The sequence below is a fragment of the Bacillus sp. FSL K6-3176 genome (genome assembly GCF_038003325.1).
Taxonomy (GTDB): Bacteria; Bacillota; Bacilli; order Bacillales; family Bacillaceae; genus Bacillus; species Bacillus altitudinis.
Map to the genome: position 1 here is coordinate 1 of NZ_JBBOOX010000001.1, position 20121 is coordinate 20121.

General features: G+C 43.4%; 11 protein-coding genes, 2 tRNA genes and 3 rRNA genes. 14 read left to right on the forward strand and 2 right to left on the reverse strand.

Translation table 11 applies throughout. The features are described from left to right. The 12 genes from dnaA to rrf all read left to right on the forward strand — a co-directional run bounded on the left by dnaA (position 1) and on the right by rrf (position 14528). Positions 1-1341, forward strand: coding sequence for a chromosomal replication initiator protein DnaA (gene dnaA, locus MHB38_RS00005; protein ID WP_008347594.1), 1341 nt, complete (start codon positions 1-3; stop codon positions 1339-1341). Between the two features lie 196 nt (positions 1342-1537). After that, a complete protein-coding gene (dnaN, locus tag MHB38_RS00010) occupies positions 1538-2674 on the forward strand; it encodes a DNA polymerase III subunit beta (RefSeq protein ID WP_008347596.1) in 1137 nt (378 codons plus the stop codon). A gap of 150 nt (positions 2675-2824) precedes the next feature. Further along, entirely contained in the window at positions 2825-3040 is a 216-nt protein-coding gene (yaaA, locus tag MHB38_RS00015; RefSeq protein ID WP_008347598.1) for a S4 domain-containing protein YaaA, read from the forward strand. 16 nt (positions 3041-3056) lie between these two features. After that, the gene (recF, locus tag MHB38_RS00020) at positions 3057-4169 is read left to right on the forward strand and encodes a DNA replication/repair protein RecF (RefSeq protein ID WP_007497487.1); all 1113 of its coding nucleotides are present in this window, start codon (positions 3057-3059) and stop codon (positions 4167-4169) included. Between the two features lie 17 nt (positions 4170-4186). Next, on the forward strand, positions 4187-4432 hold the full coding sequence (gene remB / locus MHB38_RS00025; RefSeq protein ID WP_008360920.1) for an extracellular matrix regulator RemB: 246 nt from the start codon (positions 4187-4189) through the stop codon (positions 4430-4432). 57 nt (positions 4433-4489) lie between these two features. After that, on the forward strand, positions 4490-6406 hold the full coding sequence (gene gyrB, locus MHB38_RS00030; RefSeq protein ID WP_026050185.1) for a DNA topoisomerase (ATP-hydrolyzing) subunit B: 1917 nt from the start codon (positions 4490-4492) through the stop codon (positions 6404-6406). 233 nt (positions 6407-6639) lie between these two features. Beyond that, on the forward strand, positions 6640-9144 hold the full coding sequence (gene gyrA, locus MHB38_RS00035; RefSeq protein WP_046526899.1) for a DNA gyrase subunit A: 2505 nt from the start codon (positions 6640-6642) through the stop codon (positions 9142-9144). Between the two features lie 366 nt (positions 9145-9510). Then, positions 9511-11059, forward strand: a 16S ribosomal RNA gene (locus MHB38_RS00040). 96 nt (positions 11060-11155) lie between these two features. Then, positions 11156-11232, forward strand: a tRNA-Ile gene (locus MHB38_RS00045). 14 nt (positions 11233-11246) lie between these two features. Next, positions 11247-11322, forward strand: a tRNA-Ala gene (locus MHB38_RS00050). Positions 11323-11420: 98 nt separating this feature from the next. Further along, positions 11421-14351 (forward strand): 23S ribosomal RNA (locus MHB38_RS00055). Positions 14352-14412: 61 nt separating this feature from the next. After that, a 5S ribosomal RNA gene (rrf, locus tag MHB38_RS00060) occupies positions 14413-14528 on the forward strand. The 16S, 23S and 5S rRNA genes sit together here with 2 tRNA genes alongside, the layout of an rRNA operon. A gap of 11 nt (positions 14529-14539) precedes the next feature. Here rrf and MHB38_RS00065 read toward each other — a convergent pair. Then, positions 14540-15508, reverse strand: coding sequence for a YaaC family protein (locus MHB38_RS00065; RefSeq protein ID WP_072368517.1), 969 nt, complete (start codon positions 15506-15508; stop codon positions 14540-14542). Positions 15509-15629: 121 nt separating this feature from the next. Here MHB38_RS00065 and guaB point away from each other — a divergent pair, with 121 nt between their 5' ends. Together guaB and MHB38_RS00075 are read left to right on the forward strand one after the other, a co-directional pair. After that, positions 15630-17096 carry an IMP dehydrogenase gene (gene guaB / locus MHB38_RS00070; protein ID WP_008342039.1) on the forward strand — a complete coding sequence of 489 codons (1467 nt, stop codon included), beginning with the start codon at positions 15630-15632 and terminating at the stop codon, positions 17094-17096. A gap of 160 nt (positions 17097-17256) precedes the next feature. After that, positions 17257-18582, forward strand: a complete 1326-nt coding sequence (locus tag MHB38_RS00075) for a D-alanyl-D-alanine carboxypeptidase family protein (protein ID WP_008342036.1) — start codon at positions 17257-17259, stop codon at positions 18580-18582. Between the two features lie 41 nt (positions 18583-18623). Here MHB38_RS00075 and pdxR read toward each other — a convergent pair whose 3' ends face one another. After that, positions 18624-20102 carry a MocR-like pyridoxine biosynthesis transcription factor PdxR gene (gene pdxR / locus MHB38_RS00080; RefSeq protein ID WP_202734072.1) on the reverse strand — a complete coding sequence of 493 codons (1479 nt, stop codon included), beginning with the start codon at positions 20100-20102 and terminating at the stop codon, positions 18624-18626. Between the last annotated feature and the right edge of the window lie 19 nt (positions 20103-20121).

Sequence of the window (20121 nt, forward strand, 5' to 3'; positions counted from 1 at the left end):
ATGGAAAATATTTTGGATCTGTGGAATAAAGCACTTCAAAAAATAGAGACAAAATTGAGCAAACCTAGTTTTGAAACATGGATGAAGTCCACTAAAGCCCATTCTCTTCAAGGAGATACGCTGACTATTACTGCACCTAATGAATTTGCAAGAGACTGGCTCGAGTCAAGATACCTTCACTTAATTGCAGATACCATCTATGAACTGACAGGCGAAGAGCTCAGCATCAAATTTATCATTCCTCAAAATCAGGACGAAGAGGAAGCCATGCCAAAATCTCCAATCAAAAAAATGTCGAAAGAAGAACCCGTTGAAATTCCACAAAATATGCTGAATCCAAAATATACATTTGATACTTTTGTTATTGGTTCAGGCAACCGTTTTGCTCATGCCGCTTCACTTGCAGTCGCAGAAGCACCAGCAAAAGCATATAACCCGCTTTTTATTTATGGGGGCGTTGGTTTAGGAAAGACTCACTTAATGCATGCGATCGGTCATTACGTCATCGACCATAATCCATCAGCCAAAGTGGTCTATCTATCATCTGAAAAATTTACAAATGAATTTATCAACTCAATCCGAGACAACAAAGCAGTCGATTTCCGTAATCGCTATCGGAATGTAGATGTGCTTTTGATAGATGATATTCAATTTTTAGCAGGAAAAGAACAAACACAAGAAGAGTTTTTCCATACATTCAACACACTTCACGAAGAAAGTAAGCAAATCGTCATTTCTAGTGACCGTCCGCCAAAGGAAATTCCGACACTTGAAGACAGATTACGCTCTCGATTCGAATGGGGCTTAATTACAGACATTACCCCGCCAGATCTAGAAACGCGTATTGCGATCTTACGTAAAAAAGCAAAAGCAGAAGGTTTAGACATTCCGAATGAAGTCATGCTTTATATTGCCAATCAAATCGACAGCAACATTCGGGAACTGGAAGGTGCTTTGATTCGTGTTGTTGCTTACTCTTCTTTAATCAATAAAGACATCAATGCTGATCTAGCAGCTGAAGCCCTAAAGGACATCATTCCTTCATCAAAACCTAAGGTAATTACAATTAAAGATATTCAAAGAATTGTAGGGCAGCAATTTAATATTCGATTAGAAGATTTCAAAGCGAAGAAACGTACGAAATCAGTTGCTTATCCAAGACAAATTGCGATGTATCTCTCTAGAGAAATGACAGATTCCTCTCTACCTAAAATCGGAGAAGAATTTGGTGGACGAGATCATACGACCGTCATTCATGCTCATGAGAAAATTTCAAAATTAATCGTTGAAGATGAACAGCTTCAGCAGCATGTCAAAGAGATCAAAGAACAACTAAAATAATCAAGCTGATAAGATAAGTACGGGAAAATGTGAATAACTAGAGCATAGTCATACACAGTCTGTCCACATGTGGATAGGCTGTCTTTCCTTTCTTTCTACTGACTTATCCACATATTCACAGGCCCTACTAGTACTTCTACGATTTTTATTAAATAAATATATATTCATGTCATTAAGAAAAATTAGGAGGACCACTATGAAATTCACGATTCAAAAAGATCGTCTTGTTGAAAGTGTCCAAGATGTATTAAAGGCCGTATCCTCTAGAACAACGATTCCTATTTTGACAGGGATTAAAATTGTTGCATCTGACGAAGGGGTTTCTCTCACAGGGAGCGATTCTGATATCTCAATCGAATCTTTTATTCCTCAAAGAGATGGAGATTTAGAAGTCATTACAATTGATCGACCAGGAAGTATTGTGCTGCAAGCCCGCTTCTTTAGCGAAATCGTTAAGAAACTGCCTATGTCTACTGTCGAAATTGAGGTAGAACAAAATCATCTGACCATCATCCGCTCTGGTTCAGCAGAATTTAATTTAAACGGCTTAGATGCTGAAGAATATCCGCATCTGCCACAAATTGAAGAGCATCATGCTTTTCAAATTCCAACAGATTTGCTTAAAAACCTTATCCGTCAAACGGTTTTCGCAGTGTCCACCTCAGAAACACGACCTATCTTGACAGGTGTAAACTGGAAGGTTGAAAAAGGTGAATTAATATGCACAGCAACGGATAGTCATCGTCTTGCTTTAAGAAAAGCGAAGTTGGATATTAACGAGGAAAGCTCGTACAATGTGGTCATTCCTGGAAAGAGTTTAACAGAGCTAAGTAAAATTCTTGATGATGGACAAGATCTTGTGAGCATCGTCATTACGGAGACACAGGTTCTCTTTAAAGCACAGAACGTGCTGTTCTTCTCAAGATTGCTGGATGGTAATTACCCAGATACAGCTCGCCTCATTCCGCAAGAAAGTAAAACGGATGTAGTGGTGAATACGAAAGAATTCCTTCAAGCGATTGATCGCGCGTCACTTTTAGCAAGAGAAGGGCGTAACAACGTTGTGAAGCTTTCTGCTGATCCTGCGCAAAGCCTTGAAATTTCTTCTAATTCGCCTGAAATCGGTAAAGTAGTTGAAACGGTGCAAGCAGATGACATTAAAGGGGAGGATCTCAAAATCTCTTTCAGTCCGAAATATATGCTTGATGCTTTAAAAGTATTAGAGGGAACAGAGATTCATGTCAGTTTCACTGGCGCAATGAGACCATTCCTATTACGCACGCCAAATGATGATTCCATTTTGCAATTGATTCTTCCAGTTAGAACGTATTAATTTGGTCTAAAATGGCTGCTGTGTGAGCGCACAGCAGCTTTTTTCCTCATTTCCTCAGCTTTCTTTCATCCCAGTTCGCTTTCCCCCTTTCCTTCTTGTCTTGTTTTTTAGTACAATTAGATATTAGTGATATTGAAAGAGGTCGATACAATGCCTAATCTGATAACGATTGAAACAGAAATGATTACATTAGGGCAGTTTTTGAAATTAGCCGAAGTCATTCAATCTGGTGGAATGGCGAAGTGGTTTTTAAGTGAACATGAGGTGTTCATCAATCAAGAGCCAGATAATAGACGGGGACGCAAATTATACCCAGGTGATGTTGTCGAGATAGAAGGTCACGGCACATTTCAAGTTGTGAATTAGAAACGGGTGACAATACATGTACATTCAAAGTCTGGCGTTAACTTCATACCGAAACTATGAACACACCGAGCTTCAATTCGACAATAAGGTGAATGTGATGATTGGTGAGAACGCCCAAGGTAAAACGAACCTGATGGAAGCGATCTATGTATTGTCGATGGCAAAGTCTCATCGTACGTCAAATGATAAAGAACTTATCCGATGGGACGAAGACTATGCTAAAATAGAAGGTAGAGTCATCAAAAAAAATGGTCCACTCCCCATGCAGCTCGTGATCTCAAAAAAAGGAAAAAAGGGCAAGGTCAATCACATTGAACAACAGAAACTCAGTCATTATGTTGGTGCCTTGAACACCATCATGTTTGCACCAGAGGATCTCAGCCTTGTGAAAGGTAGCCCGCAAATCCGCAGAAGATTCCTCGACATGGAGATTGGACAAGTGTCTGCTGTCTACTTGCATGATTTATCGCTCTATCAAAAAATCCTCACTCAGCGAAATCATTACTTGAAACAATTGCAAACAAGAAAGCAAACGGATCAAGCGATGCTGGAGATTTTAACAGAGCAGTTGATTGATGCGGCAGCGAAGGTTGTCAAAAGACGACTGACTTTTACGAAACAGCTCGAAAAATGGGCGCAGCCGCTGCATTTTGGGATTTCAAGAGAGCTGGAAACGCTCACGCTCCAATACCAGACGGCCATAGAGGTATCAGAAGCGTCAGACTTGTCGAAAATAAAAAATAGCTATGAAGAATCGTTTCAGAAACTAAGAGACAGAGAAATAGACCGAGGGGTGACGCTATGGGGGCCTCACAGAGATGATCTTCTTTTCTTTGTGAATGGTCGGGATGTTCAGACATATGGCTCTCAAGGGCAGCAAAGAACAACAGCTCTTTCACTAAAGCTGGCAGAAATTGATCTGATTCATGAAGAAATCGGTGAATACCCAATTCTTCTACTCGATGATGTTTTATCTGAACTTGATGATTACAGACAGTCTCATTTGCTCCATACCATTCAGGGACGTGTACAGACCTTTGTCACCACTACGAGTGTTGAAGGCATCGACCACGCCACCCTGAAAGAAGCGGAAATTTTCAGAGTAGCCAGTGGAAAAGTAATTGACTGATAAATGAGGTGTGAGTCTTGTATATTCATTTAGGTGATGATTGTGTTGTTTCTACACGAGAGATTGTCGCAATTGTTGATTACAAAATGAGGTCATCTTCTGTTGTAGAGGAATTTCTTCAAAAACAAGAAGAACAAATCATTTCGTTGTCACAAGGGACACCCAAATCCATCGTCGTCACAACTGAATCCGTGTATTACTCTCCTCTTTCCTCAAGCACGCTCAAAAAACGTGCTTCATTTGTGATTGAAATTGAAGTCTAAAAGCTCAATTCATATAAATATATCGTTTAAGAAAAGTGTAGGTGAATGTACGTGGCAATGGAACAGCAACATAATAGTTATGATGAAAATCAGATACAGGTGCTCGAAGGACTAGAAGCGGTTAGAAAACGTCCAGGAATGTACATTGGGTCAACCAGTGCAAAAGGACTTCACCATCTTGTATGGGAAATTGTCGACAACAGTATTGATGAGGCTTTAGCTGGTTATTGTACAGACATTACAGTGCAAATTGAAAAAGATAATAGCATCACAGTGAAAGATAACGGCCGCGGAATTCCTGTTGGGATTCACGAAAAAATGGGACGTCCTGCTGTAGAAGTCATTATGACGGTTCTTCACGCTGGTGGTAAATTTGACGGCAGCGGTTATAAAGTATCTGGCGGTCTGCATGGTGTAGGGGCATCTGTTGTTAATGCGTTATCTACGACCTTAGACGTGACCGTATATCGTGATGGGAAAATTCATTATCAACAATTCAAACGCGGTGTTCCAGTTGGAGATTTAGAGGTCATTGGTGAAACAGATGTAACAGGGACAACCACTCATTTTGTGCCAGATCCAGAAATTTTCACTGAAACCATTGAATTTGATTACGACACACTTGCTAACCGTGTACGTGAGTTAGCTTTCTTAACAAAAGGCGTCAACATCATCATTGAAGACTTACGTGAAGGCAAAGAGCGAAGAAACGAATACTGCTATGAAGGCGGTATTAAGAGCTATGTAGAACATTTGAATCGCTCGAAGGAAGTCGTTCATGAAGAACCAGTTTACATCGAGGGTGAAAAAGACGGAATCACCGTTGAAGTTGCACTGCAATACAACGATTCCTATACAAGCAATATTTATTCTTTCGCCAATAACATCAACACATATGAAGGTGGATCACACGAAGCTGGCTTTAAAACCGGTCTGACGCGTGTCATCAATGATTATGCTCGTAAAAATGGCGTATTCAAAGATGGTGACTCGAATTTGAGCGGAGAAGATGTACGAGAAGGCTTAACAGCCATTATCTCTATCAAACATCCAGACCCTCAGTTCGAAGGACAAACGAAGACAAAGCTCGGTAACTCAGAAGCAAGAACCATTACCGACTCCCTCTTCTCCGAAGCACTTGAGAAATTCCTCTTAGAGAACCCTGATGCTGCAAAGAAAATTGTGGAGAAAGGTGTGATGGCAGCTCGTGCAAGAATGGCTGCCAAAAAGGCACGTGAGCTGACAAGACGTAAAAGTGCACTGGAAGTCTCTAGCTTGCCTGGGAAACTGGCAGACTGTTCTTCTAAAGATCCTTCCATCTCTGAGCTTTATATCGTAGAGGGAGATTCTGCGGGCGGATCTGCTAAACAAGGTCGTGATCGACATTTCCAAGCGATCTTACCGTTAAGAGGGAAGATCCTAAACGTTGAAAAAGCCCGACTAGATAAAATTTTATCCAACAACGAGGTTCGTTCAATGATTACAGCGCTAGGGACTGGAATCGGAGAAGACTTCACTTTAGAGAAAGCACGTTATCACAAAATTGTGATCATGACTGATGCTGATGTTGATGGAGCGCATATACGGACGCTACTCCTAACATTCTTCTATCGCTACATGCGTGAAATTATTGAAAATGGTTATGTGTATATTGCACAGCCGCCTTTATATAAAGTGCAGCAAGGAAAACGTGTTGAATACGTGTATAACGATAAACAGCTAGATGAACTGTTAAAAACACTGCCTCAAACACCGAAACCTGGACTTCAGCGTTATAAAGGTCTTGGAGAGATGAATGCTACTCAGCTTTGGGAAACAACAATGGATCCTGATGCGAGAACACTTCTTCAAGTGACACTTGAGGATGCAATCGATGCTGATGAGACTTTTGAAATGCTAATGGGAGATAAAGTAGAGCCGAGACGTAACTTTATCGAAGAAAATGCACAATACGTAAAAAATCTTGATATTTAGATAGGTATCCCCCTTGAGAGCAACCTTATTTCTTGTTTGGAATAAGGTTGTTTTTCAAGAAACAGGGGCGTGAAACGAATGTCCTGGTTTTCTGCGTTTCGTTGATTTTCTAGTAAATAAATGTGTATAAAGGCAAGATTATTGATATAATGGAGAATAGTCTTGTGAAGATAAATACATATTTTACTCCCACATAATTTATTTCATGTGATACGTAAAGGGAGGTTCTTATAGTGAGTGAACAACATACACCAAATGTACGCGAAGTGAATATTAGCCATGAAATGCGTACGTCCTTTTTAGATTATGCAATGAGTGTTATTGTTTCGCGTGCATTACCAGATGTGCGAGACGGATTGAAGCCCGTGCATCGAAGAATTTTGTATGCGATGAATGACCTAGGTATGACAAGTGATAAACCATTTAAGAAATCTGCACGTATCGTTGGGGAAGTTATCGGTAAGTACCACCCTCACGGTGATAGCGCTGTATATGAAGCGATGGTTCGGATGGCGCAAGATTTCAACTATCGTAATATGCTGGTTGAAGGGCACGGGAACTTTGGTTCTGTCGATGGAGACGGTGCAGCAGCCATGCGTTATACCGAGGCACGTCTTTCTAAAATTTCGATGGAGATCCTGCGTGATATCACAAAGGACACCATTGATTATCAAGATAACTACGATGGCAGTGAAAGAGAGCCAGTCGTTATGCCTGCTAGGTTCCCGAACTTATTAGTGAACGGGGCAACTGGAATCGCTGTAGGGATGGCAACGAATATCCCGCCTCACCAACTAGGTGAAGTGATTGATGGGGTATTGGCAATTAGTCAAAATCCTGAAATGACGACACAGGAACTAATGGACATCATTCCAGGTCCAGACTTCCCAACTGCGGGACAAATCATTGGCCGAAGTGGTATTCGTAAAGCGTATGAAACAGGACGAGGCTCTATTACATTACGTGCAAAGTCAAATATCGAAGAAACATCTAGTGGTAAGCAGCGCATTGTCATCAACGAGATTCCTTATCAGGTTAACAAAGCTCGTTTGATCGAAAAAATCGCTGATCTTGTCCGTGATAAAAAGATTGATGGCATTACAGATCTTCGTGATGAATCTGACCGTAATGGAATGAGAATTGTCATTGAACTACGAAGAGACGCAAACGTCCATGTTCTATTAAACAATCTTTATAAACAAACGACACTTCAAACGTCCTTCGGTATTAACTTGCTTGCACTTGTTGATGGACAGCCGAAAGTGTTGTCTCTCAAACAATGTCTCGAATATTACCTTGAGCATCAGAAAGTGATCATTCGTCGAAGAACGGCGTATGAATTGCGTAAAGCGGAAGCAAGAGCTCATATTTTAGAAGGCTTAAGAATTGCGCTTGATCACTTAGATGAGGTCATTGCCTTAATTAGAGGCTCTCAAACTGCTGAAATTGCAAGAAATGGTTTGATGGAAAACTATAGCTTGTCTGAAAAACAAGCACAGGCCATTCTCGATATGCGACTCCAGCGTTTGACTGGTTTAGAAAGAGAGAAAATAGAAGATGAATACAAAGGGCTTGTTGACTTGATTGCTGAATTGAAAGCCATTCTAGCAGACAATGAGAAAGTTCTAGAAATCATTAGAGAAGAATTAACAGAAATCAAAGAACGCTTCAATGATACGCGCCGCACAGAAATTGTGACAGCGGGTATAGAAACAATCGAAGACGAAGATTTGATTCCTGTTGAAAATATTGTGATCACACTGACTCATAATGGTTATATTAAGCGCCTGCCTGCATCAACATACCGCAGTCAAAAAAGAGGCGGTAAAGGTGTACAAGGAATGGGAACCAACGAAGATGATTTCGTTGAACAGCTGATCTCAACATCTACGCACGATACGATTCTCTTCTTCTCTAATAAAGGGAAGGTTTATCGAGCGAAGGGCTATGAGATCCCTGAATTCGGACGAACAGCGAAAGGGATTCCGATTATTAACCTTCTTGAAGTAGAAAAGGGAGAGTGGATAAACGCCATTATTCCAGTCAGCGAATTTGATGAAGATTCGTATCTCTTCTTTACAACAAGACACGGTGTATCGAAACGAACGTCATTGTCTCAATTTGCAAACATCCGAAACAATGGTTTGATTGCACTCAGCCTGCGTGATGAAGATGAATTGATGGCTGTTCGTTTAACCAATGGTGAAAAACAAATCATCATCGGAACGAAAAAAGGAATGCTCATTCGTTTCGACGAGACAGATGTTCGTGAAATGGGACGTACAGCAGCTGGAGTTAAAGGGATCACACTTTCTGAGGATGACATCGTCGTTGGAATGGAAATCCTTGAGCCAGATGCAAACGTATTGATCGTAACTGAAAAAGGTTATGGTAAATTAACGCCTGAAAAAGAATATCGTGTCCAAAGCCGTGGTGGTAAAGGTCTGAAAACATGCAAGATCACTGACAACAACGGTCCGCTTGTTGCAGTGAAGGCGACTAACGCTGAAGCTGAAGAAGACTTGATGATTATTACAGGTAGTGGTGTCATCATCCGTATGGCTGTTTCAGATATCTCCACAACAGGCCGAGTCACTCAAGGTGTCCGCCTGATCCGTCTAGGTGATGATGAACATGTCGCTACAGTGGCATTAGTAGAACAATCACCAGAAGACGATGAAGAGAATAGTGAAGAAAACGTAGAAAATGTAGAGTCAGATCAAGAGCAATCTGAGTAAAGATAAAGCCGGTTTTTCACCGGCTTTATTTTTTTTTGAAAAAACATGATTTTTTTTGAAGTTTATAATGCTTTTTTCATAGATATGTGTTAATCTTTCAAAGGAGCAAAAAGAGGCTCTATTTTTTATCTCTTTCATAACAAAAACTTCTTAAAAAAATAAAATGTTTTTCAAGAAAAATGTTGACTATTGATAGAGATATATGATATATTTAAGTGGTCGCTTTGAGAGAGTGACAAACAAGTTCTTTGAAAACTAAACAAGACAAAACGTACCTGTTAATTCGAGTTTTTATAAAAAAATCCTATGATACTTCATAGGTAGTCAGTCAAACGCTGACGAAAAACAAAACTTCGGTTTTGTACTTTTTCGGAGAGTTTGATCCTGGCTCAGGACGAACGCTGGCGGCGTGCCTAATACATGCAAGTCGAGCGGACAGAAGGGAGCTTGCTCCCGGATGTTAGCGGCGGACGGGTGAGTAACACGTGGGTAACCTGCCTGTAAGACTGGGATAACTCCGGGAAACCGGAGCTAATACCGGATAGTTCCTTGAACCGCATGGTTCAAGGATGAAAGACGGTTTCGGCTGTCACTTACAGATGGACCCGCGGCGCATTAGCTAGTTGGTGAGGTAACGGCTCACCAAGGCGACGATGCGTAGCCGACCTGAGAGGGTGATCGGCCACACTGGGACTGAGACACGGCCCAGACTCCTACGGGAGGCAGCAGTAGGGAATCTTCCGCAATGGACGAAAGTCTGACGGAGCAACGCCGCGTGAGTGATGAAGGTTTTCGGATCGTAAAGCTCTGTTGTTAGGGAAGAACAAGTGCAAGAGTAACTGCTTGCACCTTGACGGTACCTAACCAGAAAGCCACGGCTAACTACGTGCCAGCAGCCGCGGTAATACGTAGGTGGCAAGCGTTGTCCGGAATTATTGGGCGTAAAGGGCTCGCAGGCGGTTTCTTAAGTCTGATGTGAAAGCCCCCGGCTCAACCGGGGAGGGTCATTGGAAACTGGGAAACTTGAGTGCAGAAGAGGAGAGTGGAATTCCACGTGTAGCGGTGAAATGCGTAGAGATGTGGAGGAACACCAGTGGCGAAGGCGACTCTCTGGTCTGTAACTGACGCTGAGGAGCGAAAGCGTGGGGAGCGAACAGGATTAGATACCCTGGTAGTCCACGCCGTAAACGATGAGTGCTAAGTGTTAGGGGGTTTCCGCCCCTTAGTGCTGCAGCTAACGCATTAAGCACTCCGCCTGGGGAGTACGGTCGCAAGACTGAAACTCAAAGGAATTGACGGGGGCCCGCACAAGCGGTGGAGCATGTGGTTTAATTCGAAGCAACGCGAAGAACCTTACCAGGTCTTGACATCCTCTGACAACCCTAGAGATAGGGCTTTCCCTTCGGGGACAGAGTGACAGGTGGTGCATGGTTGTCGTCAGCTCGTGTCGTGAGATGTTGGGTTAAGTCCCGCAACGAGCGCAACCCTTGATCTTAGTTGCCAGCATTCAGTTGGGCACTCTAAGGTGACTGCCGGTGACAAACCGGAGGAAGGTGGGGATGACGTCAAATCATCATGCCCCTTATGACCTGGGCTACACACGTGCTACAATGGACAGAACAAAGGGCTGCGAGACCGCAAGGTTTAGCCAATCCCACAAATCTGTTCTCAGTTCGGATCGCAGTCTGCAACTCGACTGCGTGAAGCTGGAATCGCTAGTAATCGCGGATCAGCATGCCGCGGTGAATACGTTCCCGGGCCTTGTACACACCGCCCGTCACACCACGAGAGTTTGCAACACCCGAAGTCGGTGAGGTAACCTTTATGGAGCCAGCCGCCGAAGGTGGGGCAGATGATTGGGGTGAAGTCGTAACAAGGTAGCCGTATCGGAAGGTGCGGCTGGATCACCTCCTTTCTAAGGATATATGGAGCAGCGTACGTTTTTCGTCTTGTTTAGTTTTGAAGGAACTTGCAAAAGATCCTACAACATCATATCTTCGATATGAAAGATGGGCCTGTAGCTCAGCTGGTTAGAGCGCACGCCTGATAAGCGTGAGGTCGGTGGTTCGAGTCCACTCAGGCCCACCATCTTCTATTAAATCGGGGCCTTAGCTCAGCTGGGAGAGCGCCTGCCTTGCACGCAGGAGGTCAGCGGTTCGATCCCGCTAGGCTCCACCAACGTGTTCTTTGAAAACTAGATAACAATAAGTAATACATTCACATTGAATGCAATGCAAAGTTCATCACACATAGTGATTCTTTCTAAAGTAAGAAATGGTTAAGTTAGAAAGGGCGCACGGTGGATGCCTTGGCACTAGGAGCCGATGAAGGACGGGACGAACACCGATATGCTTCGGGGAGCTGTAAGCAAGCTTTGATCCGGAGATTTCCGAATGGGGAAACCCACTGCTCGTAATGGAGTAGTATCCATACTTGAATACATAGAGTATGAGAAGGCATACCCGGGGAACTGAAACATCTAAGTACCCGGAGGAAGAGAAAGCAAATGCGATTCCCTGAGTAGCGGCGAGCGAAACGGGAACAGCCCAAACCAAGAGGCTTGCCTCTTGGGGTTGTAGGACACTCTATACGGAGTTACAAAGGAACGATATAAGCGAAGAGGTCTGGAAAGGCCCGCCAAAGAAGGTAACAGCCCTGTAACTGAAATGTTGTTCTCTCCAGAGTGGATCCTGAGTACGGCGGAACACGTGAAATTCCGTCGGAATCCGGGAGGACCATCTCCCAAGGCTAAATACTCCCTAGTGACCGATAGTGAACCAGTACCGTGAGGGAAAGGTGAAAAGCACCCCGGAAGGGGAGTGAAATAGATCCTGAAACCGTGTGCCTACAAGTAGTCAGAGCCCGTTAACGGGTGATGGCGTGCCTTTTGTAGAATGAACCGGCGAGTTACGATCCCGTGCAAGGTTAAGCAGAAGATGCGGAGCCGCAGCGAAAGCGAGTCTGAATAGGGCGCATGAGTACGTGGTCGTAGACCCGAAACCAGGTGATCTACCCATGTCCAGGGTGAAGTTCAGGTAACACTGAATGGAGGCCCGAACCCACGCACGTTGAAAAGTGCGGGGATGAGGTGTGGGTAGGGGTGAAATGCCAATCGAACCTGGAGATAGCTGGTTCTCTCCGAAATAGCTTTAGGGCTAGCCTCAAGGTAAGAGTCTCGGAGGTAGAGCACTGATTGGACTAGGGGCCCCTACCGGGTTACCGAATTCAGTCAAACTCCGAATGCCGATGACTTATCCTTGGGAGTCAGACTGCGAGTGATAAGATCCGTAGTCGAAAGGGAAACAGCCCAGACCGCCAGCTAAGGTCCCAAAGTATACGTTAAGTGGAAAAGGATGTGGAGTTGCTTAGACAACCAGGATGTTGGCTTAGAAGCAGCCACCATTTAAAGAGTGCGTAATAGCTCACTGGTCGAGTGACTCTGCGCCGAAAATGTACCGGGGCTAAACGTATCACCGAAGCTGCGGACTGTTCTTACGAACAGTGGTAGGAGAGCGTTCTAAGTGCAGTGAAGTCAGACCGGAAGGACTGGTGGAGCGCTTAGAAGTGAGAATGCCGGTATGAGTAGCGAAAGACGGGTGAGAATCCCGTCCACCGAATGCCTAAGGTTTCCTGAGGAAGGCTCGTCCGCTCAGGGTTAGTCGGGACCTAAGCCGAGGCCGAAAGGCGTAGGCGATGGACAACAGGTTGATATTCCTGTACCACCTCCTCACCATTTGAGCAATGGGGGGACGCAGGAGGATAGGGTAAGCGCGGTATTGGATATCCGCGTCCAAGCAGTTAGGCTGGGAAATAGGCAAATCCGTTTCCCGTGAAGGCTGAGCTGTGATGGCGAGCGAAATTTAGTAGCGAAGTTCCTGATTCCACACTGCCAAGAAAAGCCTCTAGCGAGGTGAGAGGTGCCCGTACCGCAAACCGACACAGGTAGGCGAGGAGAGAATCCTAAGGTGATCGAGAGAACTCTCGTTAAGGAACTCGGCAAAATGACCCCGTAACTTCGGGAGAAGGGGTGCTTCTTAGGGTGTTAAAGCCCCGAGAAGCCGCAGTGAATAGGCCCAGGCGACTGTTTAGCAAAAACACAGGTCTCTGCGAAGCCGTAAGGCGAAGTATAGGGGCTGACGCCTGCCCGGTGCTGGAAGGTTAAGAGGAGCGCTTAGCGTAAGCGAAGGTGCGAATTGAAGCCCCAGTAAACGGCGGCCGTAACTATAACGGTCCTAAGGTAGCGAAATTCCTTGTCGGGTAAGTTCCGACCCGCACGAAAGGCGCAACGATCTGGGCACTGTCTCAACGAGAGACTCGGTGAAATTATAGTACCTGTGAAGATGCAGGTTACCCGCGACAGGACGGAAAGACCCCGTGGAGCTTTACTGCAGCCTGATATTGAATGTTGGTACAGCTTGTACAGGATAGGTAGGAGCCTTGGAAACCGGAGCGCTAGCTTCGGTGGAGGCATCGGTGGGATACTACCCTGGCTGTATTGACCTTCTAACCCGCTGCCCTTATCGGGCAGGGAGACAGTGTCAGGTGGGCAGTTTGACTGGGGCGGTCGCCTCCTAAAATGTAACGGAGGCGCCCAAAGGTTCCCTCAGAATGGTTGGAAATCATTCGCAGAGTGTAAAGGCACAAGGGAGCTTGACTGCGAGACCTACAAGTCGAGCAGGGACGAAAGTCGGGCTTAGTGATCCGGTGGTTCCGCATGGAAGGGCCATCGCTCAACGGATAAAAGCTACCCCGGGGATAACAGGCTTATCTCCCCCAAGAGTCCACATCGACGGGGAGGTTTGGCACCTCGATGTCGGCTCATCGCATCCTGGGGCTGTAGTCGGTCCCAAGGGTTGGGCTGTTCGCCCATTAAAGCGGTACGCGAGCTGGGTTCAGAACGTCGTGAGACAGTTCGGTCCCTATCCGTCGCGGGCGCAGGAAATTTGAGAGGAGCTGTCCTTAGTACGAGAGGACCGGGATGGACGCACCGCTGGTGTACCAGTTGTTCTGCCAAGGGCATCGCTGGGTAGCTATGTGCGGACGGGATAAGTGCTGAAAGCATCTAAGCATGAAGCCCCCCTCAAGATGAGATTTCCCATTCCGCAAGGAAGTAAGATCCCTGAAAGATGATCAGGTTGATAGGTCTGAGGTGGAAGCGTGGTGACACGTGGAGCTGACAGATACTAATAGATCGAGGACTTAACCTATATTCTAATGTGAAAAATGAACATTGTTATCTAGTTTTGAGAGAACATTCTCTCCATCAGGTTTGGTGGCGATAGCGAAGAGGTCACACCCGTTCCCATACCGAACACGGAAGTTAAGCTCTTCAGCGCCGATGGTAGTTGGGGGTTTCCCCCTGTGAGAGTAGGACGCCGCCAAGCTTTTCAAAGGATCAGTTCCAGTCGGAACTGGTCTTTTTTGTGTTTTCTTCTAGCAGCATCATGATATAAGCCGGAAACTTGTCCTCTGCAATCTCCATATAACGTTCAATCATGACATAATCATCACTAATGTATTGAGATAAAAGCTCGTACCACCATTCTGTTTCGTAGCGGGCAATCATACTGAGGTTATACATTAACAAGTAATGGCTGATGATCTCAGGAATCCCTAAAAAGGCATCTCGTGTTGCTGGAATGAACCATTGATTCATTTCTAAATCATAATGAAGATGAGTAGCAAGAGCAGGGTTTTCTTCTGAAAATACATCAAATGTTAGTTTTTTAGCCTCTCGTTGCTTAAGCTTCCAAGTTGTATGGAACTCAAAATATTCAATAAAACGTTCGGCAGACATATTATAGAGCAAGGGAATATGATCTTGAATCAACATGCCATTGGCTTGCTCTACTTTCACTAAAGTCGCGGGCTGTTTTTGAAACTCAAGAATATGACCCATTTCAGGTATTTTTGAAAGGAGATTGATCATCGTAAATCGTTCATCTTCAAGACCATTTAAATGAAATAAGTGCTTTAATACATGCATACATAATCCGTTTCGCTGAATCTTGACTTCATCCTCACTAAAACGATAATGTTGCTTCTTTCTTTTTCTTGAGGTGACGCCATGAGCTAAGACAGAGGTTTGAGAAGGATAGTCGGGATCCACTGTCAGCAAACATGCTTTTAACAGCTGTGCCATTCCATAAAACAATAAAATCGGTTTTAGTTCAAGTGGAGCTGATGCGGCTTGGTCATAAAATGTATGACCGTGCTTTAAAAAGTAAATAAATCGTTCACAGTTTTTATAGGCCTGCTGGTTTGCCTCCTGAATGTTCCGTTTCTCGTACTGTTGAAATAGAAACTTTTGGGAAGTTTCAAGTGAGTAAAAACGTTTTAAATCCTTCCATCCTGAACTTTTCATCTTCTTCCTCAACTCTCTTTATATTTTCTAAAAATTGCAACTGTTTGTTGCTTCCTTGACATGCTGTTTCCTAGTTGATAATCTACATATAATATTTTGCCGAAAAGAGGGGGATTTACTAATGTGGGAAAGTAAATTTTCAAAAGAAGGTTTGACGTTTGACGATGTGTTGCTTGTTCCAGCAAAGTCTGAGGTGCTTCCGCGTGATGTCAATTTATCAGTTGAGTTAACAAGCACTTTAAAGCTGAACATTCCAATTATTAGTGCAGGAATGGATACTGTGACGGAATCACAAATGGCGATTGCAATGGCACGTCAAGGTGGTCTTGGAATCATCCATAAGAACATGTCTATTGAGCAGCAAGCTGAACAAGTGGACAAGGTAAAACGTTCAGAGCGTGGTGTTATTACAAATCCATTTTTCTTAACACCGGATCATCAAGTATTCGATGCAGAACATTTAATGGGTAAATATCGTATTTCTGGTGTACCGATTGTTAATAACGAACAAGATCAAAAGCTTGTTGGGATTATTACCAACCGTGACCTTCGTTTTATTTCGGATTATTCAATGAAGATTAGCGACGTGATGACAAAAGAGGAACTTGTGACAGCTTCTGTTGGAACAACATTAGAAGAAGCTGAAAAAATCCTTCAGCAATATAAAATTGAAAAATTACCTCTTTTAGATGACGAAGGAACATTAAAAGGTCTCATCACCATCAAAGATATTGAAAAAGTGATCGAATTCCCTAACTCCTCTAAAGATGCACATGGCCGTTTAATTGTTGGTGCCGCTGTAGGTGTCACTGGCGATACAATGACTCGTGTGAAAAAATTAGTAGAAGCCAATGTTGATGTGATCGTCATTGATACAGCACACGGTCATTCTCAAGGTGTTCTAGACACTGTATCGAAAATCCGTGAAACGTATCCTTCTCTTAATATCATTGCTGGTAACGTTGCAACAGCTGAAGCAACAAAAGCATTGTTTGAAGCTGGAGCAGATATTGTAAAAGTGGGTATTGGACCAGGATCGATTTGTACAACACGTGTTGTTGCAGGGGTCGGTGTACCACAAATCACAGCGATTTATGACTGTGCAACAGAAGCAAGAAAGCATGGTAAATCTATTATTGCAGATGGTGGAATTAAATATTCAGGTGATATCGTGAAAGCATTAGCTTCTGGTGGACATGCTGTTATGCTGGGAAGCCTTCTTGCTGGTACATCTGAAAGCCCAGGAGAAACAGAAATTTTCCAAGGCAGACGTTTCAAAGTATATCGTGGTATGGGTTCTGTTGCTGCAATGGAAAAAGGAAGTAAAGATCGTTACTTCCAAGAAGATAACAAAAAATTCGTTCCAGAAGGTATCGAAGGACGTACACCGTATAAAGGACCAGTTGTTGACACTGTTTACCAACTCGTTGGCGGTATTCGCTCTGGTATGGGCTACTGTGGAACACAGGACTTACGTACTCTTAGAGAAGAAGCACAATTCATTCGCATGACAGGTGCAGGTCTTCGTGAGAGCCATCCACATGATGTACAAATTACAAAAGAATCACCAAACTACACAATTTCTTGATAAATTGTGACAATCAAATTACATTTGACAGGGTCTATGACTCTGTCTATTTTTTTTGTCTTTATTGTGATAAAATTTATACTGTTGTGTCGAAATAAGCCCTTGTGGATTAAATATATATGAAAAACGTCGAAAAAAGATGAATACGGAGGTATGACGATTGAACAGCAAGATGTTGAAACAGCTTATGGTCTCTATCCTTGCATTGGCATTGATTGTTACTGCATTTACCCCAATGTCCAAAGCAAAAGCGGCTGAAGATCCATTCAATGTGAATGCGAAAGCAGCCATCCTTATTGAAGCTTCTACAGGTAAAATTCTTTATAGTAAAAACGCAGAACAAAGACTGCCTATTGCAAGTATGGCAAAGATGATGACAGAGTATCTATTACTAGAGGCGATTGCTGAAGGCAAAGTGAAATGGGATCAAACATATACGCCAGATGATTACGTGTACGAAATTTCTCAGGACCGTAGTTTATCCAATGTTCCATTGAGAAAAGATGGTTCGTATACTGTCAAAGAACTTTATCAAGCAACGGCTATTTATTCAGCAAATGCAGCAGCAATTGGTCTAGCAGAGGTAATCGCTGGATCAGAATCAAAGTTTGTTGAAAAAATGAATGCAAAAGCAAAAGAACTTGGCTTAACCAATTACAAATTCGTGAATGCAACTGGATTAGAAAATAAAGACTTACATGGCAAACAGCCAAAAGGTACGGGACCTGATGAAGAAAGCGAAGTTTCTGCAAAGGATATGGCTTTGCTTGCACAGCATCTCATCAAAGATCATCCAGAAATTCTTGAAACAGCAAGCATCGCGAAAACAAAGTTCAGAGAAGGCACAGATGACGAAATGGACATGCCAAACTGGAACTTTATGCTTAAAGGACTTGTGAAAGAATATGAAGGCGTAGACGGTCTGAAAACGGGCTCTACTGATTCAGCTGGTTCTAGCTTCACAGGTACAGCAAAACGTGGTGACATGCGTGTGATCGCAGTTGTCCTGAATGCTAAAGGAAATCTTCATACAGCTCGTTTTGATGTGGCGAAAAAATTGTTCGATTATGCCTTTAAAAACTTCACGATGAAAGAAATGTACAAAAAAGGCCAACAAATCAAGGGACATGAAAACATCGAAGTTGATAAAGGGAAAGATAAAGAAGTACCCGTCGTGACGAAAGAAGCTTTCTCTGTACCGGTTAAAAATGGTGATGAGAAGAGCTATAAAGCGAAAGTAAATATTGATAAAAAGAACCTAGAAGCTCCTATTAAAAAAGGAACGAAGGTTGGCATGCTGACGACTTCTTATTCTGGTGATGAGAAGGACTACGGCTATTTGAGTAAAGACCAATCAGGTGTTGAGCTTGTGACGAAAACAGGTGATGAAAAAGCAAACTGGTTCATCCTTGCAATGCGTGGTGTAGGAGGATTCTTCGCTGGCATTTGGGGCGGAATCGTCGACACAGTAAAAGGTTGGTTCTAATAAAAAACTGCTCTCTATATGTGAGAGCAGTTTTTTTATCGTTAAAAGAAAAGAGATTGTTTGTGATTTTGAGGTGTAGACAAGGCCTGCTGAAAAATACCACATAACTTTTCCATCCCTTCTGTCAGTGACTTTTCATTCACATAAGAAAAACTGAGACGTATATAATTCTGCTTCGGCTCCCCAGGATAGCAGACAGAGCCAGGCAGAAAGGTGATTTGCTGCTTCCGTGCCTCATGTAATAGGGCACGTGTATCGACCCAGGAAGGAAAGCTAAGCCACAAATTGAGCCCGCCCTGTGGGATTTGCCACGTGACGTCCTTTGGCGCATGCTTTGTCAACACATCCATCATCAAATCGCGTCTCACCTTCAAGGCAGTTCTTAATTTTTTCGTATGATCGATCATTTTCTTGGATGTGAGAAACGGTAAAATAGCCTTTTGGGTGAGAAGTGGGCTCCCTAAATCATTATTGGCCTTTGCTGCTAATAAACGGTTAAATATAGAGCCTGACGCAGTAATAATTCCAATTCTGCATCCTGGAGCCAGTGTCTTGCTTAATCCTCGTAAATAAATGACGTGTCCATCGTGATCCAGGCTTTTAATAGGTGCCGGCGGTTTCTTTTCAAAATAAAGCTCACGATAAGGATCATCTTCTACAATGAGACAATCAATGCTTTGTGCCAGTAAAAGCAGCTGTTTTCTTCGTTTCAACGACATACTGGCGCCTGTAGGACTGTGAAAAGTAGGAATGGTATAGATGAGCTTTGGTTTATATTTATCACAAATGCTTTGAAGCTGTTTCATGTTCATTCCTTCATGATCGACAGGAACCGTAATAATTCGTGCCCCTCTCCCCATAAAGACATCAATTGCGCCTGGATAGGTGGGCGCCTCCATGACAACTACATCATCCGGCCCGATAAATGTACGTGCTACTAAATCAAGCCCTTGCTGAGAACCGCTAGTGACAAGGATATTTTCAGGAGTAGAAGGGACATCTAATTTTTCTAGAAATGATTGAATGACCTGACGAAGCTGAAGGTCACCTTGTATTTCTCCGTATTTTGACATGATTTGAGGATGCCGGGCTAGGACATGCTGCATTTCTTTTTCTAAATACCGGTTAGGTAAAAGACCAGGATCAATCATAGAGGAAGAAAGATTAATGGCTTCTTCGACATAGTGATACTGAGCAAATTGAGACCTTGGTAAATAATCAGGGATCGATAACTGCCAATCGAAAGAAGTAGATGACTGAACCGGGATGTCAGTGTGCTCATGCTGCTCATTCACAAACGTACCTTTTCCTTGTACAGTCGTTAAAAATCCGTCGTCCTTAAGCCGTGTATAGGCTTTTGCTGCTGTGACAAGACTTACATTCAGCTGTTTCGCTAGATCACGTACAGTCGGCAGCTTATCGCCTTGCTGAAGCAGACCTGATTGAATGTGATCAACGATGGAAAAGTAAATCTGATTCGAAAGAGATGTATCTGAATGTCGATGGATATCAATATGCATGAAAATCCTCCAATGGGTG

What these genes read in the sequence shown, in the direction of transcription:
- gyrB (WP_026050185.1), top strand. Translation starts at nt 4,490, where the DNA reads ATGGAACAGCAACATAATAGTTATGATGAAAATCAGATACAGGTGCTC.
- dnaA (WP_008347594.1), top strand. Translation starts at nt 1, where the DNA reads ATGGAAAATATTTTGGATCTGTGGAATAAAGCACTTCAAAAAATAGAG.
- dnaN (WP_008347596.1), top strand. Translation starts at nt 1,538, where the DNA reads ATGAAATTCACGATTCAAAAAGATCGTCTTGTTGAAAGTGTCCAAGAT.
- recF (WP_007497487.1), top strand. Translation starts at nt 3,057, where the DNA reads ATGTACATTCAAAGTCTGGCGTTAACTTCATACCGAAACTATGAACAC.
- pdxR (WP_202734072.1), bottom strand. Translation starts at nt 20,102, where the DNA reads ATGCATATTGATATCCATCGACATTCAGATACATCTCTTTCGAATCAG.
- MHB38_RS00065 (WP_072368517.1), bottom strand. Translation starts at nt 15,508, where the DNA reads ATGAAAAGTTCAGGATGGAAGGATTTAAAACGTTTTTACTCACTTGAA.
- guaB (WP_008342039.1), top strand. Translation starts at nt 15,630, where the DNA reads ATGTGGGAAAGTAAATTTTCAAAAGAAGGTTTGACGTTTGACGATGTG.
- yaaA (WP_008347598.1), top strand. Translation starts at nt 2,825, where the DNA reads ATGCCTAATCTGATAACGATTGAAACAGAAATGATTACATTAGGGCAG.